General features: G+C 49.1%; 19 protein-coding genes. 8 read left to right on the top strand and 11 right to left on the bottom strand.

What is annotated here, in order from left to right:
* Window positions 1-5: 5 nt before the first annotated feature.
* The 6 genes from DEV76_RS17315 to DEV76_RS17290 all read right to left on the bottom strand — a co-directional run bounded on the left by DEV76_RS17315 (window position 6) and on the right by DEV76_RS17290 (window position 3,194).
* A complete protein-coding gene (locus DEV76_RS17315) occupies window positions 6-257 on the bottom strand; it encodes a hypothetical protein (protein ID WP_109699182.1) in 252 nt (83 codons plus the stop codon).
* A gap of 235 nt (window positions 258-492) precedes the next feature.
* Window positions 493-1,263: a TerC family protein gene (locus DEV76_RS17310; protein WP_109699181.1), complete on the bottom strand. Its 771-nt coding sequence runs from the start codon at window positions 1,261-1,263 to the stop codon at window positions 493-495.
* 17 nt (window positions 1,264-1,280) lie between these two features.
* Complete coding sequence (locus DEV76_RS17305; protein ID WP_109699180.1) at window positions 1,281-1,571, bottom strand: TFIIB-type zinc ribbon-containing protein; 291 nt, start codon at window positions 1,569-1,571, stop codon at window positions 1,281-1,283.
* Between the two features lie 98 nt (window positions 1,572-1,669).
* Entirely contained in the window at window positions 1,670-1,993 is a 324-nt protein-coding gene (locus DEV76_RS17300) for a hypothetical protein (protein ID WP_109699179.1), read from the bottom strand.
* A 13-nt stretch (window positions 1,994-2,006) separates the two neighbouring features.
* Window positions 2,007-2,564: a thioredoxin family protein gene (locus tag DEV76_RS17295; protein WP_109699178.1), complete on the bottom strand. Its 558-nt coding sequence runs from the start codon at window positions 2,562-2,564 to the stop codon at window positions 2,007-2,009.
* Between the two features lie 9 nt (window positions 2,565-2,573).
* On the bottom strand, window positions 2,574-3,194 hold the full coding sequence (locus DEV76_RS17290) for a 5'-methylthioadenosine/S-adenosylhomocysteine nucleosidase family protein (RefSeq protein ID WP_109699177.1): 621 nt from the start codon (window positions 3,192-3,194) through the stop codon (window positions 2,574-2,576).
* Window positions 3,195-3,432: 238 nt separating this feature from the next.
* Here DEV76_RS17290 and DEV76_RS17285 point away from each other — a divergent pair, with 238 nt between their 5' ends.
* On the top strand, window positions 3,433-3,705 hold the full coding sequence (locus DEV76_RS17285) for a DUF4242 domain-containing protein (RefSeq protein ID WP_109699176.1): 273 nt from the start codon (window positions 3,433-3,435) through the stop codon (window positions 3,703-3,705).
* 128 nt (window positions 3,706-3,833) lie between these two features.
* Window positions 3,834-4,706 (top strand): TolB family protein, encoded by an 873-nt coding sequence (locus tag DEV76_RS17280; protein ID WP_198652108.1) that lies wholly within the window; start codon window positions 3,834-3,836, stop codon window positions 4,704-4,706.
* A gap of 1 nt (window position 4,707) precedes the next feature.
* Here the strand turns inward: DEV76_RS17280 and DEV76_RS17275 are convergent, their stop codons facing one another.
* Window positions 4,708-6,363 carry an FAD-binding dehydrogenase gene (locus DEV76_RS17275; protein ID WP_109699174.1) on the bottom strand — a complete coding sequence of 552 codons (1,656 nt, stop codon included), beginning with the start codon at window positions 6,361-6,363 and terminating at the stop codon, window positions 4,708-4,710.
* Window positions 6,364-6,547: 184 nt separating this feature from the next.
* Between DEV76_RS17275 and DEV76_RS17270 the strand changes: the two genes are divergently transcribed.
* Window positions 6,548-9,775, top strand: a complete 3,228-nt coding sequence (locus tag DEV76_RS17270; protein WP_232826977.1) for an AsmA-like C-terminal region-containing protein — start codon at window positions 6,548-6,550, stop codon at window positions 9,773-9,775.
* On the opposite strand, the gene DEV76_RS17265 is transcribed toward DEV76_RS17270, so the two are convergent.
* Window positions 9,772-10,377, bottom strand: a complete 606-nt coding sequence (locus tag DEV76_RS17265) for a hypothetical protein (protein ID WP_109699173.1) — start codon at window positions 10,375-10,377, stop codon at window positions 9,772-9,774. The two genes, DEV76_RS17270 and DEV76_RS17265, sit on opposite strands and share 4 nt — an antisense overlap.
* 46 nt (window positions 10,378-10,423) lie before the next feature.
* Window positions 10,424-10,912, bottom strand: coding sequence for an Lrp/AsnC ligand binding domain-containing protein (locus DEV76_RS17260; RefSeq protein ID WP_109699172.1), 489 nt, complete (start codon window positions 10,910-10,912; stop codon window positions 10,424-10,426).
* Window positions 10,913-11,264: 352 nt separating this feature from the next.
* Here DEV76_RS17260 and DEV76_RS17255 point away from each other — a divergent pair, with 352 nt between their 5' ends.
* Genes DEV76_RS17255 through DEV76_RS17240 form a run of 4 tightly spaced genes read left to right on the top strand, consistent with a single transcriptional unit; the run spans window position 11,265 to window position 14,731 of the window.
* Window positions 11,265-11,471 (top strand): hypothetical protein, encoded by a 207-nt coding sequence (locus DEV76_RS17255; RefSeq protein ID WP_109699171.1) that lies wholly within the window; start codon window positions 11,265-11,267, stop codon window positions 11,469-11,471.
* A 30-nt stretch (window positions 11,472-11,501) separates the two neighbouring features.
* The gene (locus DEV76_RS17250) at window positions 11,502-12,344 is read left to right on the top strand and encodes a hypothetical protein (RefSeq protein ID WP_109699170.1); all 843 of its coding nucleotides are present in this window, start codon (window positions 11,502-11,504) and stop codon (window positions 12,342-12,344) included.
* A gap of 46 nt (window positions 12,345-12,390) precedes the next feature.
* Window positions 12,391-13,425 carry an SPFH domain-containing protein gene (locus DEV76_RS17245; protein ID WP_109699169.1) on the top strand — a complete coding sequence of 345 codons (1,035 nt, stop codon included), beginning with the start codon at window positions 12,391-12,393 and terminating at the stop codon, window positions 13,423-13,425.
* 55 nt (window positions 13,426-13,480) lie between these two features.
* Window positions 13,481-14,731, top strand: coding sequence for a DUF6620 family protein (locus DEV76_RS17240; RefSeq protein ID WP_109699168.1), 1,251 nt, complete (start codon window positions 13,481-13,483; stop codon window positions 14,729-14,731).
* Between the two features lie 70 nt (window positions 14,732-14,801).
* On the opposite strand, the gene DEV76_RS17235 is transcribed toward DEV76_RS17240, so the two are convergent.
* Window positions 14,802-16,103, bottom strand: a complete 1,302-nt coding sequence (locus tag DEV76_RS17235) for a hypothetical protein (protein ID WP_109699167.1) — start codon at window positions 16,101-16,103, stop codon at window positions 14,802-14,804.
* Between the two features lie 260 nt (window positions 16,104-16,363).
* Between DEV76_RS17235 and DEV76_RS17230 the strand changes: the two genes are divergently transcribed.
* A complete protein-coding gene (locus DEV76_RS17230) occupies window positions 16,364-17,470 on the top strand; it encodes an OmpA family protein (RefSeq protein ID WP_157962945.1) in 1,107 nt (368 codons plus the stop codon).
* Between the two features lie 75 nt (window positions 17,471-17,545).
* On the opposite strand, the gene DEV76_RS17225 is transcribed toward DEV76_RS17230, so the two are convergent.
* Complete coding sequence (locus DEV76_RS17225; protein WP_109699165.1) at window positions 17,546-18,637, bottom strand: hypothetical protein; 1,092 nt, start codon at window positions 18,635-18,637, stop codon at window positions 17,546-17,548.
* Between the last annotated feature and the right edge of the window lie 59 nt (window positions 18,638-18,696).

Genomic DNA, 18,696 nt, shown 5'->3' with positions numbered 1-18,696 from the left:
CGACATCAGCATTCCGAGTAATCGGATGAGAATGTACCATTTACAGCATACAACTTATCGATCCGTACTTCCGTACCATCATTCAGCCGGAACCACTTTGTTCCTTCCTTTTCAAATATTTCAGTGATTATCCCGTTTGCACGGGTCACACCATTGTCTTCATACAATACGGAAGCCTGTTGCTGCTGCTCATACAGGGCCACTATCAGCTCATAAAAAGAACCGTTGGCGGGGATGGTTTGACGGGTATCACTCATACCAGCAAAGTTACGCACCTTCAACGAAATCTAAAAATGCACAGATAATGGAGAGCGTGGTATATTTCAGCTGTTGCGTTAAAATCTTACCAGATTCGGATGATCAATTTTTCCACCAACCTCCTGCCAAAAGGGCGTTTACCGGGGAACTAAAATTGTAACAATCCAAAGTTAACAGTATTAAAAAAGGCCGCCTCAACCGGGCAGCCCTTAATATACTTCACCAGAGATTTGATTACATATCCTGGTTGTTCAGTTCCACATACTTCGCACTTTTCCCTCTCAGCCTGATGTTGAGCAATTCCACGATCAGGGAGAAGCCAAGGCAGGAGTAAATGATGCTCTTACTTACTTCCTGATGGAAGCCGCTCGCAATCAGTACCACACCAATTACAATGAGGAAGGTAAGCGCCAGCATCTGCAGCGTAGGCTGCTTGTTGATGATGCGCGTAACCGGTCCGGCAAACAGCATCATAATGAGGATGGAAACAATAACGGCAATGATCATGATCACCACATTGTCTACCAGCCCCACGGCAGTAAGAATAGAATCGAAAGAGAACACGGCATCTACCAGTACGATCTGGATCAATACAGAACCCAGGCTGTGCGGCACACGTGTTTTCTTGTTTGCGTCGCTATGCTCCGACTGCAGCTTATGGTGAATCTCCAGCGTACTTTTCACGATGAGGAAAAGACCACCGGCCAGCAGGATAATGTCTTTCCAGCTGAGTGGTATGACCGTGCCGTTGATCCATTTAAAATCGATTACCGGGTCTTTAAGTCCGATGATCCAGTTGATACAAAGCAGCAGTGCCACCCTGAAAACCATGGCGAGACTAAGGCCGATGTTACGGGCTTTCCTTTGCTGATGTTCCGGCAACTTACCTGCCACGATGGAAATAAAAATGATGTTATCGATGCCCAGCACGATCTCCAGGAAGCACAGTGTCAGTAAACTGATCCAGACGCCCAGGTCGGCGAAGTCGGGTGAGATGAATTCCATTTATGAGTGTTTAGTATTTAATCGAAATCAAAAAAGTCGCCAAGGAATCCTTTCTTTTTCTTCGGGTATTTATGGCGGTCTTCATAATAATCCTTATCACGGTGCCCCTCGTACCGGCGGTGCTCATCGCTGCTGCGGGGATAATCCGTACGGTTGTGATCATCTCTGCTGCGGCGGTCGTCGTATTCCAGGAGCTTGTCAAGCTCTCCCTTATCGAGCCATACACCACGGCAATTGGGACAGTAATCGATCTCTACATTGTTACGCTGCGTCATGAGCAACGTTTCATTGCAATTCGGGCATTTCATCCTATATCGTTTTATAATTTACATAAATAATTGATCCCGGCCCTGAAAGGACAGAAAAAATCGGGCCGTAGAAATGTTGGGGAAAAGTGTGGAAGGAATTAAAACAGGCTGAACCTGTGAAGGAAACTATAGTAGGCAGGGCGTATCCATTCCTTAGCCGTAACTGCTGTTACAGCGCCTTTTACTATTGGAATGATGACAGCCTCTCCAAATAATGGCTGTTGGGTTCGCAGGCGGCGGGAGCGGACGGATGTTTCCAGTCCAAGGCTCACCTTACATGCTTCAGGGATTTCGTTTTCGTGATGTATGGACTCAGGGATACGTACCTTGTGCCCGCCGTGTTCAGGAAAAACATCGGGTACGGCAGATACGAGGCTGAGTAACAGCAGTACAATGATGCGGAACCGGGCCGCAGGGGTCATATGTAATGCCGCATTACGCATAGGTGAGTACAGAGAGCAGCTCCCGCTGAAGCGACTGCCCCTTGTCTTCGTTATACCATTTCTGAATATCGGTCTTCATCCGTTCGAAGTCAGCATTTTCAGCCTTCAGCTGGTCGTACACCGCCTGGCATCCTGCTGGGCGCGGTCCCCAGGTGAACAGATCATTACCGTTAGCATCGCGGGCTATCAGCTTGGGAATGGATTTAGTGCCATTCGTAAGATATTGCTCAATAAGGAACGGTGGAGTATCGCGCTGACGGTATGCTGTTGTGATCAGCGGATTGAGGGCTGCGATCATTTCGAAGAACGGTATGTTGTGCGCCGCATCTCCACACCATGGCTCAGTGATGATAATCCATTGTTGTGGCTCAGTGATGCGTGCAATTGCCTCCCGCATTTCAGGAGTAATAATACCGGTTTTGAACCAACGCTGTTGCCGCGACCAGTTCAGGCGGGCATAGTTGAGATAATCCGGGTTATTGTAGGGTGCCGGAGGCTCCGGGTTGTTAATGATATGCTCAAAAATCAGCTGGTAATTCGCAAAGTCCATTTCACATGTTTAAAGTGCGGCGGGGGCATTTTCCAGCCATCCGCCTATGATTTTTTTGAAAGCGACGGCGGCATGATGCACCTGCACCTGCCAGTCTTCAGCCGCGTTACCGTCGGCCCCGTCAGAAATATATTTGAGGCAGAGGAAGGGAATCCCTTCCTTTTGCGCAATCATGGCAAGCGGATAGGCTTCCATATCGATGACGTTGTAATCGTCCGTCTTATGATCCATCTCGAAGCTGTCGCCCGTACCGCAGATACCCTGGGGTAAGCCGGGCACTGAAAGACCGTATTCCAATACAGGTTCCTGTCCGGATAGCGGGGTTTCATACAGGCGGAAGCCAAGCCCCCTCACATCCATATCCCGCTGAATGAACTGTGTGCAACATACCACCTGACCTCTGGGGAAGGAATGGCTGCCAGCGGAACCCAGGTTCACAATAAGGCCGGGCCTGTTAGACTGCAGGTATTTGGCGAGGTGATAAGCGGCATTCACTTTCCCGATCCCTACTATCAGCGGATGGTACTGGTCAAATTCCCCGGCCGCTTCTGAATCCAGCGCAAAAACCAGTAGTGGTGAATCCCCCATTAGCCCGGAAATGTGTGCTGTTCCGGTGTTTCCATTGTTCATATATATGCTTCGAGTGATATGTTGTGCAAAAATCGATACCAAAATTAACACTTTTCGCCCAAACGGCAGGGCTTTAACGTTTCCCTAACTACCCGGCGCCTTTGTTCTCCGACAAGTAGAAATTCAGTAATTTTACAGAACCCCATTTCTTCATTTTCCGCAGACCAGGTACAACACTAATCAGTCAGGACCACCAGCATAGTTTTCATCCCCGCCTGCGGAGCCAACCTGTATCGTTATGCCTAAATATGTAATCGAACGCGATCTGCCGGGAGCGGGTCAGTTAACTCCTGATCAGCTGCACACTATTTCACAGACATCCTGTAACGTACTGGAGGGCCTTGGCCCTAAGATCCAGTGGATTCACAGTTACGTAACTACCGACAAAATCTTCTGCGTGTACCTGGCGCCGGATGAATCCCTCATCCGCGAGCATGCGCAGCAGGGAGGCTTCCCCGTCACGGCCATTCATGAGGTTAAGAACATCATTGATCCGGTAACGGCGGAATAAAGCAGGAATCTCCTTTTTCAGTTTAACCGCATGAAATGCCGGTACGGCCTTTTCATATCATTATGTTAACCTTCCTGCGAAATAGATTAGTAGGGTTATTCGTACCTTCACGTTCAAGTTCAACCCCTATGAGATTGCTTTGTTTGATAGCCGTGGCAACAACTATTGCTTCCTGCCAGCCGGCCACCCATCACCACGCTTCATACCCGGAGCCTTTTCCGGATACCGTTGCTTTATCATTTCTTCCCGGTATTGTTTCCGCAGATTCCCTCGATTTTAACGCTGCCTTTTCACCTGACGGCCGCACATTCTACTTCTGCAGGTCTGTTAACCGGAAATGGAGCATCTGGCAAACTACCTTTGATGGTAATAATTGGTCGGCCCCTGCCCTGGCGCCATTTGCAGACACTGCCTGGTCACAGGCCGATCCTTTCATTACACCTGACAGTACGGTGTACTTCATCTCCAATCAGCCAACAGAGGAAAACGCGCCCCCGGGGGACTTTGATATCTGGTATGCTCACCAGGCAACAGACGGCAGCTGGGAGGCACCCGTAAACCTTACGGCCGTGAATTCGGACAGCACAGAGTATTACGTATCACTGGCCCGCAATGGCAATCTTTACTTTGCCTCCAACCGGGGTGGCGGTTATGATATTTATACCAGTGCCCGGATCAACGGGCACTACGCCCGCCCGGTACTGCTGAGTGCTGCCATTAATTCCCCTGTGATGGAACACGACCCCTGCATTTCTCCAGACGAGCAACTGTTACTGTTCACTTCAGTTAACAGGGATGGCGGTATGGGGGAAGGAGATGTATATGTTTCCAGAAAAGACGCGCAGGGCAACTGGGGCACTGCCAGAAACCTGGGACCTGCAGTTAACACCACGTCCTATGAATACTGCGCAGCCTTCTCCCCCGACGGGAAGTATCTTTTCTTCAGCAGTGATAATGATGTGAAATGGATCAGTATGAAAAAAGCGGGGTTGCCGGAATGAATTAATACTTGCCCCCAACAATGGTACGAGCTGCCGTTCGCCCGGAAAAGATACACCCTCCGAGGAAAGTACCTTCCAGTGCGCGGTATCCATGCATGCCTCCGCCACCGAAACCGGCAGCTTCCCCTGCAGCATACAACCCTCCTACCAGTTGCCCTCCCGGTTGCAACACCCTGCCGCCGAGGTCAGTTTCAAGCCCGCCGAGTGTTTTGCGTGTAAGGATGTGTAGCTTCACAGCTATTAAGGGCCCTGCGGCGGGATCCAGTATACGGTGTACTTTCGCGGTGCGGATGAGGCGGTCGCCCAGGTATTGGCGTGCATTACGGATCGCCATGATCTGAGCATCTTTACAAAATTTATTATCCAGTTCTTTATCCCGGGCCAGTACAATCCTTTCTACGGCATCATAATCCAGCAGCGGCTCAGGTGTGAGTTTATTCATGCCCGCAACGAGATCGCGCAGGTTGTTTTCCACTACGAAATCGGCGCCTTTCTCCTTGAATGCTTCTACGGGGCCGGTAGCTTTTTTACCAAAGCCCCGTTTCAATACCAGCTTCCAGTCTTTCCCCGTGAGGTCTGGATTTTGTTCCGATCCGGATAAAGCAAATTCCTTTTTAATGATGGCCTGATTGAGTATAAACCAGGAATAATCATACCCGGTATGGCCTAAATGTTCCAGCGTGCCCAGCGTATCAAATCCAGGGAACAATGGAACAGGCAGCCGGTTTCCTTTAGCATCAAGCCAAATAGAAGTGGGGCCGGGTAATATGCGGATACCGTGGTTTTGCCAGATGGGCGCAAAGTTCTGAATGCCTTCGGTGTAATGCCACATACGGTCGGGGTTGATGATGCTGGCGCCTGCATCCTGCGCAATGCCCAACATACGGCCGTCTACATGCGCCGGTACTCCGGAAACCATATGCTGTGGTGCAGGCCCGAGTCTTTCAGGCCAGTTTTTCCGTACCAGTGCATGGTTACCGCCGATGCCGCCAGAGGTGATGATAACGCGGGAAGCTTCGAAATGAAAATCACTGATAATGCTTTGCGGGCTCTCTTCGCCACGGCCCACGCCGGATGGAGCAAGCACCACACCCCGTACACCTTTCACTTCTCCGTTTTCAACGATCAGTTCAAGTACCCTGTGCCGGAAACGCAGATCGATTGTTCCTTTTCGCGCGGCGGACTTCACCTGTTCCGCAAAAGGTGCCACAACAGCCGGACCGGTACCCCAGGTGATATGAAACCTTGGTACGGAATTACCATGCCCGATAGCACCATATCCTCCCCTTTCCGCCCAGCCCACAACAGGAAAGAAGCGCAGCCCGCGCTGCCGGAGCCAGGTATACTTTTCTGTGGCTGCAAACTGTACATATGCCTCGGCCCATTTGCGCGGCCAGTGATCCTCCGGCCTGTCGAAGGCCGCTGTACCCATCCAGTCCTGCATGGCAAGCTCCAGACTGTCGCGGATGCCTACACGGCGCTGCATGGGCGTATCTACCATAAAAAGTCCTCCCAGCGACCAGAATGCCTGTCCGCCAAGATTCTGCTCACCTTCCTGATCCAGGAGCATGACGGGTATATTATTCTCCGCCAGTTCGCTGGCCGCCACAAGGCCTGAAAGCCCTGCACCAATGATGATTACGCCGGGATATTGCATATTATTAAATTACGGTTTTTATCCTTTCTCCTGCCGCCACCTATTACATTTGGCTTTTTATTAACATGTATTTATCCCCTGCTTATGCTATTTTTGCCCCGCAATGCCACCGGCATGCCATCCATGCGCTTCCCCCACACTGTCATACTGCTGCATTAGAAGCGATTAAACGAGGAACCGAACCATGCGTATTACCCAGAGGGTTAAGAAGAGAATCATCCGTGGAGGCATCATTGCCCTGTCTGTTTTTGCCGTACTCCTGATTTCGGCCGTGCTGATTTTATATACACAACAGCGGCGCATCACCGAAATGGCCGTTGCAGAGCTGAATAAGCAGTTCAAAGGAGAATTATCGGTAGAGAACAGTAACATCTCACTCTTTAAGAATTTCCCTTACGTATCTATTGCCCTGCATGGGGTACGCTTCTATCCGGATAAAACACATACCGGCCAGTCGCTTTACCAGGTAGACCGTCTGTATGTGGGTTTCAGTCTCCCGAAGTTGTTACGCGGCCAATACCACGTACGCCGGCTGTTCCTCAAAGGCGGATACGTTGCGCTTGTCCGCAATAAGAATGGAACCCTCAACCTGGCAGAAGCGAAAAACCTGCAATCGGATACCTCTCAACAGTCGTCTGAAAGCAGCAGCGGACTGGAAATAGATTTACAGAAAATGGTGATCCGCGACATGCAGTTTTCCTTGCTTGATAAAACAACCGGCCAGCAAATTCAATCCAATGTCAGCAAGCTGACGGCATCTTTCAAATCTGACAGCCTGCAACTGGCGGTAGGGCTGGATACAGATATGGAACTGGATGTCAGCAGTCCGGCAGATACTACCTTTTTCCGTCATAAGCACCTGGTACTGGACATCCATGCCGATTATACCAAAAGCACCCAACATCTCCGTATAACCACTGGCGCCATTCAGCTACAGGATGCAGGCTTCCGGCTGGAAGGCGAGGCTACGCTGGGCACCCGCAGTGAAGTGGACTTCCGGGTAAAAGGCGATAAACCGGATTTGAACCTGCTGGCAGCGTTTATCCCCGGAGATGTAGCCACTATGCTGAAGCCCTTCCGGTACGACGGGCACATCTTTTTCGATGGAAAAATCAAAGGCACCGTTTCACAGCAACAGCTGCCGCTGATAGAAGTATCCTTTGGGTGCGAGAATGCATGGTTTCATAATACGGGGGCAGATAAGAAGCTGGATAGTCTTGGCTTCAAAGGCTTTTATACCAATGGTGCGGCACATAACCTCCAGACTTCAGAGTTGCACATGACGAATGTTATGGCCCGGCCCGGCAAAGGAATTTTCAAGGGCAACTTCGTGGTACGTGATTTTACAGACCCGAAAGTACTTATGCAGCTGCATTCAGAACTGGATCTGGCATTTGTAGGCGCCTTCCTCGGCATTCCCGACCTGGAACATATCACAGGTAAGGTGAAGCTGGATATGAATTTTAAAGAACTGATGGATTTCGACCTTCCGGAGCAGTATGTGAGTAAGTTGAAAGATGGCATACAAAGTGAGCTTACGGTCGACGACCTGTCTTTCCGTATTCCCGGTTACCCGCACCCCATCCGCGATATGGATCTGCATGCAGCCATGAAAAACGGTATGGTAACCCTCGACTCTCTGCGGGTACGTGCAGGCGGATCAGATATACGGTTGAGCGGCAGCGTGAGTGATGTAGCAGCACTGCTCCATGCCCCCGACAAGCCCGTTACCATACGCCTGCAGGCAAACAGCCGGCTTGTACGGTTAAAAGACATTTTTGCGGGTGATACCGCGCTGGCCAATAAACTGACTGAAGAAATACATGGCTTCCGTATAGGTGTTTCCCTGGCCACTACGGTACGCCAGCTCCTGCAGCCGAAGCCATTACCGGAAGGGACGCTAACGCTGGAGCACCTGCAGGCATCTTTTAAGAAATATCCTCATGCATTCCGGGATATTGGGGCAACATTGCGGATCAATGATACCGCGCTGCTGCTGAAGGATTTCACGGGCAGGATCGATGCGTCAGATTTCCGCTTCAGCGGGAGAGTGATAAATTATGCGTTATGGTTCCAGCCGTTTAAGAAAGGTAAAACACAAGTGGCTTTCGATTTTAAATCGGAGCGCCTGGCCATGGAAGACCTCCTTGGCCCTGTCAGCAGAAAACATGTACCTGTTGGTTACCAGGATGAAACTGCCAGTAACGTTTGGCTGCGTGCCCGTGCCGATCTCAGGTATGATACGGCTTTCCGTTTTGCAAAAATCCGCATCGCCAATATTTCCGGATCCCTGAAAAAGCACGCGATGCAGCTCGACAGTATCAGCGGTAACATTCTCTATGGAGCCAACCGCATACTGAAAGTAGATACCCTCAAAGGCCGTATTGGCCGCAGTGACTTCGACATCAGTCTCCGGCTCTTCAACGGTAAGGATTCCCTCATTAAAAACCGCACTAACTATCTCTATTTCCGTAGCCGCTTCCTGGATGTGGATCAGCTGAGCGGTTACCGCTTCTCTCCTGTTGCAACTACTGCGCCCGCTGCGAAAGGTAAGGGCAGGACTACCCCTGATTCTCTTACACATGCGAAGGCCTTCAACATCTTCACGCTGCCTTTCCCTGCGTTCGAAGTGAAGGCCGATATTGGACGTTTCAAATACAATAAGCTCTGGCTGCAGGGGGTAACCGCCCGCCTCCGGATGCAGGAAGATCATTACATACACCTCGATACCCTCGGCATGAAAGTAGCCGGTGGTTATGTAGGGATGAGAGGCTACCTCAACGGCAGTAATCCGGAAAAGATATATTTCCGCAGCCGCATACGGGTAAACGATGTGGATATGGAGAAAATGCTGATTAAGCTGGACCATTTTGGGCAGGACCTTGTCATCAACAAAAACATCAAAGGCCGCCTCACCGGCAACATCCGCAGCCACGTTCAGATCCATCCCGACTTCGTACCCATCCTCCACGATACAAAAGCTGAACTGGATGTGGAGATCCGCAATGGAAGCCTGGTAGATTTTACCCCCATGAAGGCAATGGCCGGTTACTTCAAAGACAAGAACCTGCAACTGGTCAGGTTTGATACGCTGCGCAACAAACTCACTTTTACCAATGGTACGCTCAATATTCCCGCAATGAATATTAACTCTTCCCTTGGGTTCATGGAAATTTCCGGCAGGCAGTCGCTCGACATGAAAATGGAATACTATATGCGCGTACCCATGAAGATGGTTACACAGGTAGGTTTCCAGGCGTTATTCGGAAAAAAACAGGCGGAAGTGGATATTGATCAGGTAGATGCTATCGAGTACCGTGATAAGGATAAAAAGCAGCGTTTTATGAGCATTAAAGTGACCGGAACGCCGGATAATTTCAAAGTAGGGCTGGGTAAGGCGAAGCGGTCTTAACGGGGCAGTGTTGTTATAGCTGCCGGGAAACTCAGGCGTTTATACATTTTGGCGGCCTTCTCATCCAGCTGCTGCTTATCATCCGTAAAGGAGACGGTAGCTGTCTCAAAGTGCCAGGTGCCCATATAGTGCAAGGTATTGGGCAATAAAATGAAGGTATAACGATGGAGAAGTTCTTCGGTAAGCTCTCCTTTGTCGCTCAGTTGTTTCGCTTCATCAAAGTTTACATTCTTAGCGATTGGCTCCAGGAGAACCAAGCCACCATACCATTTGCTTTTAGTCCAGTAGTATTGCAGAAGGGTGTATTTACCGGAAGGAAGGTGAAAGCAGAAGAAGTTTTCTTTTGCAGATTTAAAAGTACCCTTCACACGCATTGTATAGATCCGGCCCGATGAATCATGGCGAAGAATTATGTCCTGAGGGTTGCCACCACTGCTGAAACCCAAACGCTGAATGAAAGTGCCATAAATAACAGATTTACCAGGCTGAAGCGCCTCATTTTTCACTACCGGCCAAACTATCTCTAATTCCTTATTTTGAGCGTAAATGGCGGTGGGAATAAGGAATATGAGGGATGCCACCAGCCAGTATTTCAAAGGCATAAGCTAATATTTACGATAATACTACGGAATTCCCGGCACACCCCGTTTACCCTTTTACTGATGGAACTGCCACGTCTTTGGAAAACTCTTCCTGCAGCGATATCATTGATTCGGTACGGTCTATCCCTGAAATATGCTGGATCTTACCATGCAATACCGATCTGAGATGCTCTGTGTCTGTGCAAACGAGTTCGGCCAGCAGGCTGTATGGTCCGGTAATCGTATGCACCCTGATCACTTCCTTCATTCCCATAAGTCTGCCCACAACAAAATCGTGCCGGGAGGCATTCTGCAGATAAATGCCTACAAAAGCGGTCATCTTCAGCCCTACGCTTTGCAGGTTCACCTTCACCCGGGTATTTCCCAGTACCCCTGCATCTTTCAGCCTGATGATGCGAAAATGTATGGTTCCGGGAGACACGTTGAATTTCCTCGCAAGTTCCTTGTGAGACACATCCGCTTCCACGGAAAGTGCAGAAATGATATTCATATCCAGCTCATCCAGATCTTGCTGGCGGGGAGTTTTGGTTGGCATATTTAACGGAGCTATGCCGTGTAAATAAGATCAAAAAAACGAAACAGCCAAAATCAATTCTTAAAGCGGACCATAGTGTAATTACTACATATTTCATCCGGAAGGCAAAAAACCACCCGTCCCCTCCTTTTCAATTAAGCGGGCATAATCTTGAACCCAGCCGACTTATCAGTCACTTTGGCCCACTGTTGTTCCGGAATCAGGGAAATTCAGAACATCTTTATCGCGGAAGACGAATGTTCGTCCGGGAGCCTGATTACCTATGCTATGCCATCCCCCGAAACCTGCACCTGCTTATTCACTACCGCATGCCTGTTTGAATGTTACCAGACATGCACAAATCTCAACGCTTATGGAACAGGAAAATAACCAACCCAAACCGCCGGTTAATCTGCTGGCGAATATCCTGGGAAATGCACTCAATACCTCTGTCAAACACGGGCAACAACAAGCCGGCCTGGAAACCCGTACCTGCGGAAGCTGCGGAGCTGCACGGCCGGATGGTACCGAACTCAGTACCTGCGCTTACTGCGGGTACGAATTCTTTTCCAAACCATAATCCAAACAACTGCTATTCATCCGATAATTCATGAACACAGCCACAGACCTGCAGCAAAGATGGGACGCCTTTCTGTTCAAGATCAATGAACGTTTCCAGGAAATACTCTCACAGGCTGCAGCTATATTACCCGAATTGCTCGATTATCAGCAATTCGACACTATTCCTTTCACCAATGCCTGGACGGGCATCAATGCCCAATCCAAAGAGCTGATCGCGAAAATAGATACCACCTGGCATAACACAGTATCCCCCGGCTGGGAAACATGGCGCAACGAAGAAGAGGACCGGTTAAACGAAGCAGGTACAGACTCAGAACATTTCCACTCACAGTTTTATGAAATCTATTACCGTGAGCAGGAAAAAGGCAGGAAGCTCATGTTACAACTGGAGAAGGACCTGCGCAATTACGAAGTAAAAACCTTTGCAGCAGCCGGCAGGAAGCTGGCGGCGAAAGCACATGAGGTACTCTCCGGCGAATTCTCCTGCTCTCAATGCCAGGCGCCTTTGCCCGTACAGGCGAACTTCTACAGATCATATTACCAGGTATGCCAGTACTGCCAGACAACCAACACCTTCGAACCCGGTACCATTGCCAGAATGACCGAGCATTTCGCACTGGACCCCATTGCTGAAGAACAGGCCCTCGATCAATACTGGGAGTATTGGGAGTTGCTGCAGCAATACAGCGCACAGCGGGAAGAAGACGAGGTAACAATAACGGCAGTTGAAGTATTAGCCGCCTATACAACATACATAGATGTTTACCTGAAGGCCCGTATCAACATGATTCCGGTTTATCAGGAACGGTATGACGCGGATAAAAAAGCCAAAATAGCCTGGCTCAGTAAGTATACGCTTGGTATCAGCTAACGGCGCATACAATCATTCATTACGAAACCTATTAACCAACATCAACATGTCATTACTATCTGGTCAATTACGATCGGTGATCGAGTGGGAAGTGCACGGCCCCGATATCCTTTTTGAGCGCTGGACGGATTCCGGCGACGAAATCAAAAATGCATCCAAACTGATCGTAGGACCCGGACAGGGCTGCATTTTCGTATACGAAGGAAAAGTGGAAGGTGTTTTCACCGAAGAAGGACTTTATAATCTCGAAACAGGCAACATCCCCTTCTGGACCAATATCAAAAACGCGTTATACAAATTCGAATCATACCACAAGGTGGGGCTCTTCTTCTTCCGCAAAGCCGACCTGCTCAATCAGCGCTGGGGTACTCCTTCGCCAATTACGTATACAGACCCGCATTATAAGTTCCCGGTAGGGCTCGGTGCATTCGGTAATTTCTCATTCAGAATAGCGCAGCCGGTCGATTTCTTCAGGCAGGTGGTAGCCGGTGCGCCCGTATACCCGGTACGCGACATCCAGAAGGTACTGTTGTCGAGGATAACGCAGCCTATGAGCGATTTCCTCGCCAATGCTGCATTCGGATATACGGAGATAGACAAACACCGTAATGCCATCGCCGCTTTCTGTAAAGAGGCTGTAGCACCTGTTTTTCTGAACCTTGGCTTTCAATTGCTGGATTTCAATATTGAAGGCACCCGGTTCGATGAAGCCACACAGGAACGGATTGGCCGCATTTCCGATATGACGGCCGAAGCACAGGCTCTGAAAGCGCTGGGCATCGACTATGTACAGCACCAGCAGTTGCAGGCTATGCGTGATATGGCACGTAATGAAAGCCAGGGTAACCCGGCCATGCAAATGGGCATGGGCATGGAAATGGGTAAGCTCTTTGGGCAGATGATGACCCCTCCCGCACAAACTCCTGCACAACCAGCCACCTCCCCCACTCCGGTAAATCCAGCACCGCCTGCAGACGATCCCATGGAAAAACTTGCCAAACTGAAAAAGCTGTTCGAAATGGGACTGATCAATGAACAGGAATATGCTGCCAAAAAACAGGAAGTCCTGGCACAGTTATAAAACCAAGACACAACATTTTTATTATATCTAACACAAACTAAAAATCCAACATTCTATGGAAGAAAGGCACTCACTGGTCGACCATCCGGCCAGCTTTAAATCAAGGGGGATAGGTCAATTTGCAGAATCAGTACTACCCCTGATCGATAAAACAATCAGCCGGGATATTACCGAAGCCGGTGTATTACAGCAGATCGTTTCCAAATACAAGGGCAAAAAAGTGGAATTCATTACAGTGGCCGACAAAAAAGGCGACTTCAACCATTGCACCATCGAAGTGCTGGACTGGAATGAGGCTAAGAACAGGAAGGAAGATGTTATCAGACGCTTTGCGAATTCGAAATTCACTGCCGACTACGTTCCTTTCGGATACAGGCTGAGCGACGAAGGCAACGAGTATCTGTACCTCGCCGAAATACTCGAAACCCCCTCTCCCTGGATCCGCTCCTACGGTAACGACAGCAGCGATGGCTGGGTAGGTCACTACTATGGTAACTCCCTCCGCAATTGCGCCATTATTCCATACACCATTCCGGATCAGTACATCGGCAGAGACGCGTACGAGCTGATGACCGAACTGGAGGCACTGGCAGAGGAGAACAATGAAGCAAAGATTAAAGCCGCCGGCTTCGATAACATTCATCACCTTAACTATACTGTTGAGCGCGCACGCCGTAATATAACTGTAGGCATCGCGGAAGCACAGTCTATGCTGGATGAACAAAGTAAACAGCAGGCCGAAGCTATGAACCAGCACATCGCTGCTGCTAAATCCGGCGGATTGCTGGACCCGATTAAAGGAATTGGCATGGAAGACTGGGCAGCTGCCAATGTGCAGCTCTCCAATGGCAGGCCCCTCGACGAGGTACTGAAAGTACTGGGTACGGAAAAGCCGGTATGGGACGAAGTATCGGCGGAGTGGATGGCGCGCATGTCTCAGGACACCACCTTTGCTATTTCCAAAGTGTATGGCGATGCATTTACCAACCCCAACATAGGCAAATTCGCACAGGCCGGAGGCAGTGGTGCCGCCCAGGGTTCCGGTGATCTGGAAAAGGTGAAAAACGACTTCGAGCTTTACATCAAAATCATGTGCCACCAGAACATGGCAAGTGTTCAGGGGATCGACGCCACTTCGGTATTGAAGCAATATGGATTATCCGTAACAGACTGGAGTATGGCTGGCGCACATTGGGCTCCTAAGATGGGAAGCGACTTACAACTGGCGATGAAGATGGCTCCCTTAATGGAAAAATACAATGCCGAATTCGCGGCTGCAGGCGCCGGCAGCGATATCAGTTTCTAATAGTAGTCAACTATAGAAAAAAAAGAGGCTGTTACCTTTTCCGGGAACAGCCTCTTTCCATTCAGGGGCATTAGTCTGCCCGCAGATTAAACCGTCCTTCAATACGCACCGCCGGAGGTGTTCCGTTTTGTCCATCGATATACGGAGTGGATTTCTCAATTACAAAGTCGCCCTTGGCCCAGGTTTGCCCAAAAACATCTTTGGTATATTCTGTGATCCGGATTTTACCGGGGCTCATATGCAGATCATCCAGATCATTTGCTCTGAATATATGGCTATAGGTTTTTCTGGGGCCGGGCTTCTTAGCGATATATTCAAACGTAGTAGGGTCTTCCGTTTCCGGTAAATCATCCCAGGCCCAGGTACCTACGCCTTTTGCCTTGCCGCCTGCAATATTGAAGTAAAGGGAATGACGATCGTATGGATATTCCCCGTCACTGCCGAATGCGGATACTCCCGGACTCAGTGATTCGTCCTCAAAATATATAGGATCCCCGCCGTTTATCCGGAGTTGAACACCTGGCTTCAAGGGTTCCAAAATTGTAATAGAAGTAAACAACAACATATATCCCCCGGACTTCAATGCAAACTTCGCTTCTATCTCTGCCGGATTTTTGGCAGGTACCGACTCCGGGGCGGCAAAGGTAGCCGCAGCCCTCATGGGCACGCCCAGAATGCTCCCATTACCCGGACCGTTTACAATCCGCCAGTCTACATAAGCCGGAAACTCATATGGTTCCTCCAGGAAGAATTCTTCTTTCCATTGATCCTCTGCAGTTAAAGCCATGGAGGTGACAGACATCACCCGTAATATGACAGATTTACCCGTCTCCACAGTGATACTCCCTTTTGGTTCAAGGTAAATACTTTCGTAGGTAGTCCAGTCGCTGAAGTGGGTAGATTGTACTGCTACGGTATTTGCGGATTCGTTTTTGAGCATTTTAGGTATCCCGCGCCACATTCCTTTATCATCCTGCCAGGCAACATGTGCCATTTCCTTAGAAGCGATATTGAATTTGAGTGTTACCGGTTGCAGGAATTGCTGGCCATGCGGGGTAAGTCTGTATGATGGCAGCGTTTTATTCTCATCACGGTCTATTAATGTACGCGTAACGGGCTCAATGCCAATTGTGGTGTTCTTATCCAGCGCACCTGGAGGTATTACTATGGAAAACTGGCCATCACCTGCCAGTATGGTCCCTCCTTCCTTTCCTATTACCTTTTCTACTCTTTGGCCGATAGATTGCCCCAGCGGGCGCACTATGCCTGTGGCAGACGGTTTTTGAGGTTCATTTCCCGGGGACTGGGTTTTGCTACACCCAAACATGGCAAGCAAAAGAAAGCTGCTGCAAATTGCCTTAACAATGGTCATAAAGCTGATATTTTATGGTATGCAAAGTTCACCTCAAACCATATCTGCCTTTTCAGTGGAATTACCCCAGCTGAAAAATCAGTAAAACACTTAGAAGATGACTGACCCCTGTTCCGGAATATGCGGATTTATCCACGTACGGGTTTTTACTGAGAAATGAGAATAGGATGGCCGGTAATTTTGCACTGTATCATTTCCGGCAAGCGGAAAATCAGCAACAAAACAACCCCATTCCAAACACTCTCATTAAAAAAACGCGCATGAAAAAGCTAATGCTGCTGGCCCTTATGGGAATCTCCGTAACAGCCGGTGCACAATCAGGAACCTATAGCCGGTTCGACTACATTCCGGGCGATAACATTCTCTATACAGAAGACTTCTCTGATGAAGCCATCGGGGAATTGCCGATGAAATGGATTACCAATAACCGCGGTGAAACCGTATCTGTTGAGCAGCTGCAGGGTAAATGGTTCCGCCTGTTCCCGGGCAGCAGATTCGCTTCTCCGGCTTTCAAAAAACTACCTGCAAACTTTACGATGGATGCGGATATCCAGATCAGATATGCCGGTGAAGGAGGATATGTATATCCTGAACTGGAAATAAAACTGCTGGATATTCTACCGGGCGATGCCCATGTGAATTCATATGTGGTGAACCAGGACGCCGCTAACGAAGTGGCACTGGTACTTTCCTCAGCAGGTGAAGGAAAGCCTCTGACCGCCTCACTCAAAAGTTATGTAAAAGGATCCACTCATTTCTCGAATGAAGGGAAAGAAATAAAAGCAGTATCTGATAATGAACACATGCTGCATCTGTCGGTATGGGTACAGCAGCAACGTATCCGCTGCTGGATAAATGAAGAGAAGATATTCGACATACCACTTGGCGTACCCGCCAATACCAGTTTCAACAGAGCCGGGTTCAGTGTGGAATCGTCCGTTTATACAGAAGATCAGCTGGGCATTTATGTTTCGAACCTCAAAGTGGCGGAAGGCACACCGGATATGCGGAACAAGCTGCTGAAAGAAGGGCGCCTGGTAACCAACGGTATTCTGTTTGATACAGGATCGGACAGGATAAAACCGAAAAGCAATGGCGTGCTTAAGGAAATTGCTGCAGTGCTGAAGGAAAATGCCAGCATGAAAGTAAAAATCGTTGGTCATACCGACAGCGATGGTGAAGCACCTGCCAACCAGGAACTCTCTAAGCGCCGTGCCGCTGCTGTACAGAAAAGCCTTACAACGAATTTCGGTATTGATGCCAGCCGTATGCAAACGGATGGATTGGGTGAGGGCAGTCCGGCTGCAGATAATACAACCAGGGAAGGGAAAGCTAAAAACAGGCGGGTGGAATTTATTAAACTGTAATTCCACCCCAGCTGCTAAATAAAAAAAGGCCATCGATTAAATATCGATGGCCTTTTCCATATTTAAATATTCAAATTACTGGTTGAGCAGAATTATAAGGAGTATGATGGCTACAACAGCCAGAATTACCATTACTACCTTTCCGGTTGAAACGGGCTTCTTCCCGTGCACTTTACCGGTTTGTCCGTTTACCAGGAAGTGGTATGACTTGTTTTTATAAACATACGTACAGAGCCAGATGGGCAGCAGGATGTGCTTATAAGTCTGATTGGAATAAGACGTATTCACTTCCAGATCCTTGTAAGTATCGATGCGACATAAGCCTGCACAGGCTTCTTCGATAAAATTGTCCATCACGGTTTCTGCTTTCTCATATCCATCGTGCACCGCAATATCATACACATCGGCCTGCCATCCCGATAGGTATTGCGCTTCGAAGTTAACAAGAGCTTCCAGCTGGTAAGGGAATACGCTTTCATATTCCTTTTGGGTAAGTTCAGTAGCGCCGCCAATCAGAATATCGTCGAAAAAGTGATCAAAGGTACCGCTGCGGTAAATCCATTCCGTTCGTTGCACCGTCCTGCTCTGGCGGCGGCCATTGCTGTCGGTATAATGCTCCGTTTCATAATAATACCTTCCCCCATAACCGCTCCAGCTGCTGTGGGTTTGTGCATCATAGGTCCAGAAAGGGAGGTATATACCATGCAGGGTATTATGCCGGGCAATAGCTTTCAGATCTCCCGGCGCCCACCATCCTTTACCGATCCATGTTTTGAAGATATCGAGCGACTGCTGTTTATCTACCTTAAAGGGGATGATACCTGATGGCTGAATGACCCTCGTTTTATATGCTTCCGGGTTTACTGCTTCATAATTGCAGAAGCTGCAGGTAAAAGTGGGTGTTTCGGACAGGAATACCGATTGCGAACCACAACGGTTGCATTTATATACCTGCTGTTCGATGGTAATGGCAGTATCTTCGCCCGTTTGCAGTTGCTGGCGCAGGTGATTTTCTTTGATCTGGTCTGCAGCCTTATCGATCCCAACCTGCGTTCCGCAATGTTCGCACTGGAGCAGCTGGAGCTTAGGACTGAAATATAATTGTGAATTGCATCCCGGACAGGGAAAAAGGAGCAGGGAATTATGTTGGTCTTGCGTTGCTGGCATGGTATTCAAATGGTAAGAGATCGTCCCAGAAAGGCTACAGCCTGCAGTCCGTACCCATG

This window comes from Chitinophaga deserti (assembly GCF_003149455.1).
Lineage (GTDB): Bacteria > Bacteroidota > Bacteroidia > Chitinophagales > Chitinophagaceae > Chitinophaga > Chitinophaga deserti.
Note: the sequence above shows the minus strand (reverse complement) of the source record. Positions and strands in the feature narration are given on the sequence as shown.

What these genes read in the sequence shown, in the direction of transcription:
- DEV76_RS17315 (WP_109699182.1), bottom strand. Translation starts at nt 257, where the DNA reads ATGAGTGATACCCGTCAAACCATCCCCGCCAACGGTTCTTTTTATGAG.
- DEV76_RS17310 (WP_109699181.1), bottom strand. Translation starts at nt 1,263, where the DNA reads ATGGAATTCATCTCACCCGACTTCGCCGACCTGGGCGTCTGGATCAGT.
- DEV76_RS17305 (WP_109699180.1), bottom strand. Translation starts at nt 1,571, where the DNA reads ATGAAATGCCCGAATTGCAATGAAACGTTGCTCATGACGCAGCGTAAC.
- DEV76_RS17300 (WP_109699179.1), bottom strand. Translation starts at nt 1,993, where the DNA reads ATGACCCCTGCGGCCCGGTTCCGCATCATTGTACTGCTGTTACTCAGC.
- DEV76_RS17295 (WP_109699178.1), bottom strand. Translation starts at nt 2,564, where the DNA reads ATGGACTTTGCGAATTACCAGCTGATTTTTGAGCATATCATTAACAAC.
- DEV76_RS17290 (WP_109699177.1), bottom strand. Translation starts at nt 3,194, where the DNA reads ATGAACAATGGAAACACCGGAACAGCACACATTTCCGGGCTAATGGGG.
- DEV76_RS17285 (WP_109699176.1), top strand. Translation starts at nt 3,433, where the DNA reads ATGCCTAAATATGTAATCGAACGCGATCTGCCGGGAGCGGGTCAGTTA.
- DEV76_RS17280 (WP_198652108.1), top strand. Translation starts at nt 3,834, where the DNA reads ATGAGATTGCTTTGTTTGATAGCCGTGGCAACAACTATTGCTTCCTGC.
- DEV76_RS17275 (WP_109699174.1), bottom strand. Translation starts at nt 6,363, where the DNA reads ATGCAATATCCCGGCGTAATCATCATTGGTGCAGGGCTTTCAGGCCTT.
- DEV76_RS17270 (WP_232826977.1), top strand. Translation starts at nt 6,548, where the DNA reads ATGCGTATTACCCAGAGGGTTAAGAAGAGAATCATCCGTGGAGGCATC.
- DEV76_RS17265 (WP_109699173.1), bottom strand. Translation starts at nt 10,377, where the DNA reads ATGCCTTTGAAATACTGGCTGGTGGCATCCCTCATATTCCTTATTCCC.
- DEV76_RS17260 (WP_109699172.1), bottom strand. Translation starts at nt 10,912, where the DNA reads ATGCCAACCAAAACTCCCCGCCAGCAAGATCTGGATGAGCTGGATATG.
- DEV76_RS17255 (WP_109699171.1), top strand. Translation starts at nt 11,265, where the DNA reads ATGGAACAGGAAAATAACCAACCCAAACCGCCGGTTAATCTGCTGGCG.
- DEV76_RS17250 (WP_109699170.1), top strand. Translation starts at nt 11,502, where the DNA reads ATGAACACAGCCACAGACCTGCAGCAAAGATGGGACGCCTTTCTGTTC.
- DEV76_RS17245 (WP_109699169.1), top strand. Translation starts at nt 12,391, where the DNA reads ATGTCATTACTATCTGGTCAATTACGATCGGTGATCGAGTGGGAAGTG.
- DEV76_RS17240 (WP_109699168.1), top strand. Translation starts at nt 13,481, where the DNA reads ATGGAAGAAAGGCACTCACTGGTCGACCATCCGGCCAGCTTTAAATCA.
- DEV76_RS17235 (WP_109699167.1), bottom strand. Translation starts at nt 16,103, where the DNA reads ATGACCATTGTTAAGGCAATTTGCAGCAGCTTTCTTTTGCTTGCCATG.
- DEV76_RS17230 (WP_157962945.1), top strand. Translation starts at nt 16,364, where the DNA reads ATGAAAAAGCTAATGCTGCTGGCCCTTATGGGAATCTCCGTAACAGCC.
- DEV76_RS17225 (WP_109699165.1), bottom strand. Translation starts at nt 18,637, where the DNA reads ATGCCAGCAACGCAAGACCAACATAATTCCCTGCTCCTTTTTCCCTGT.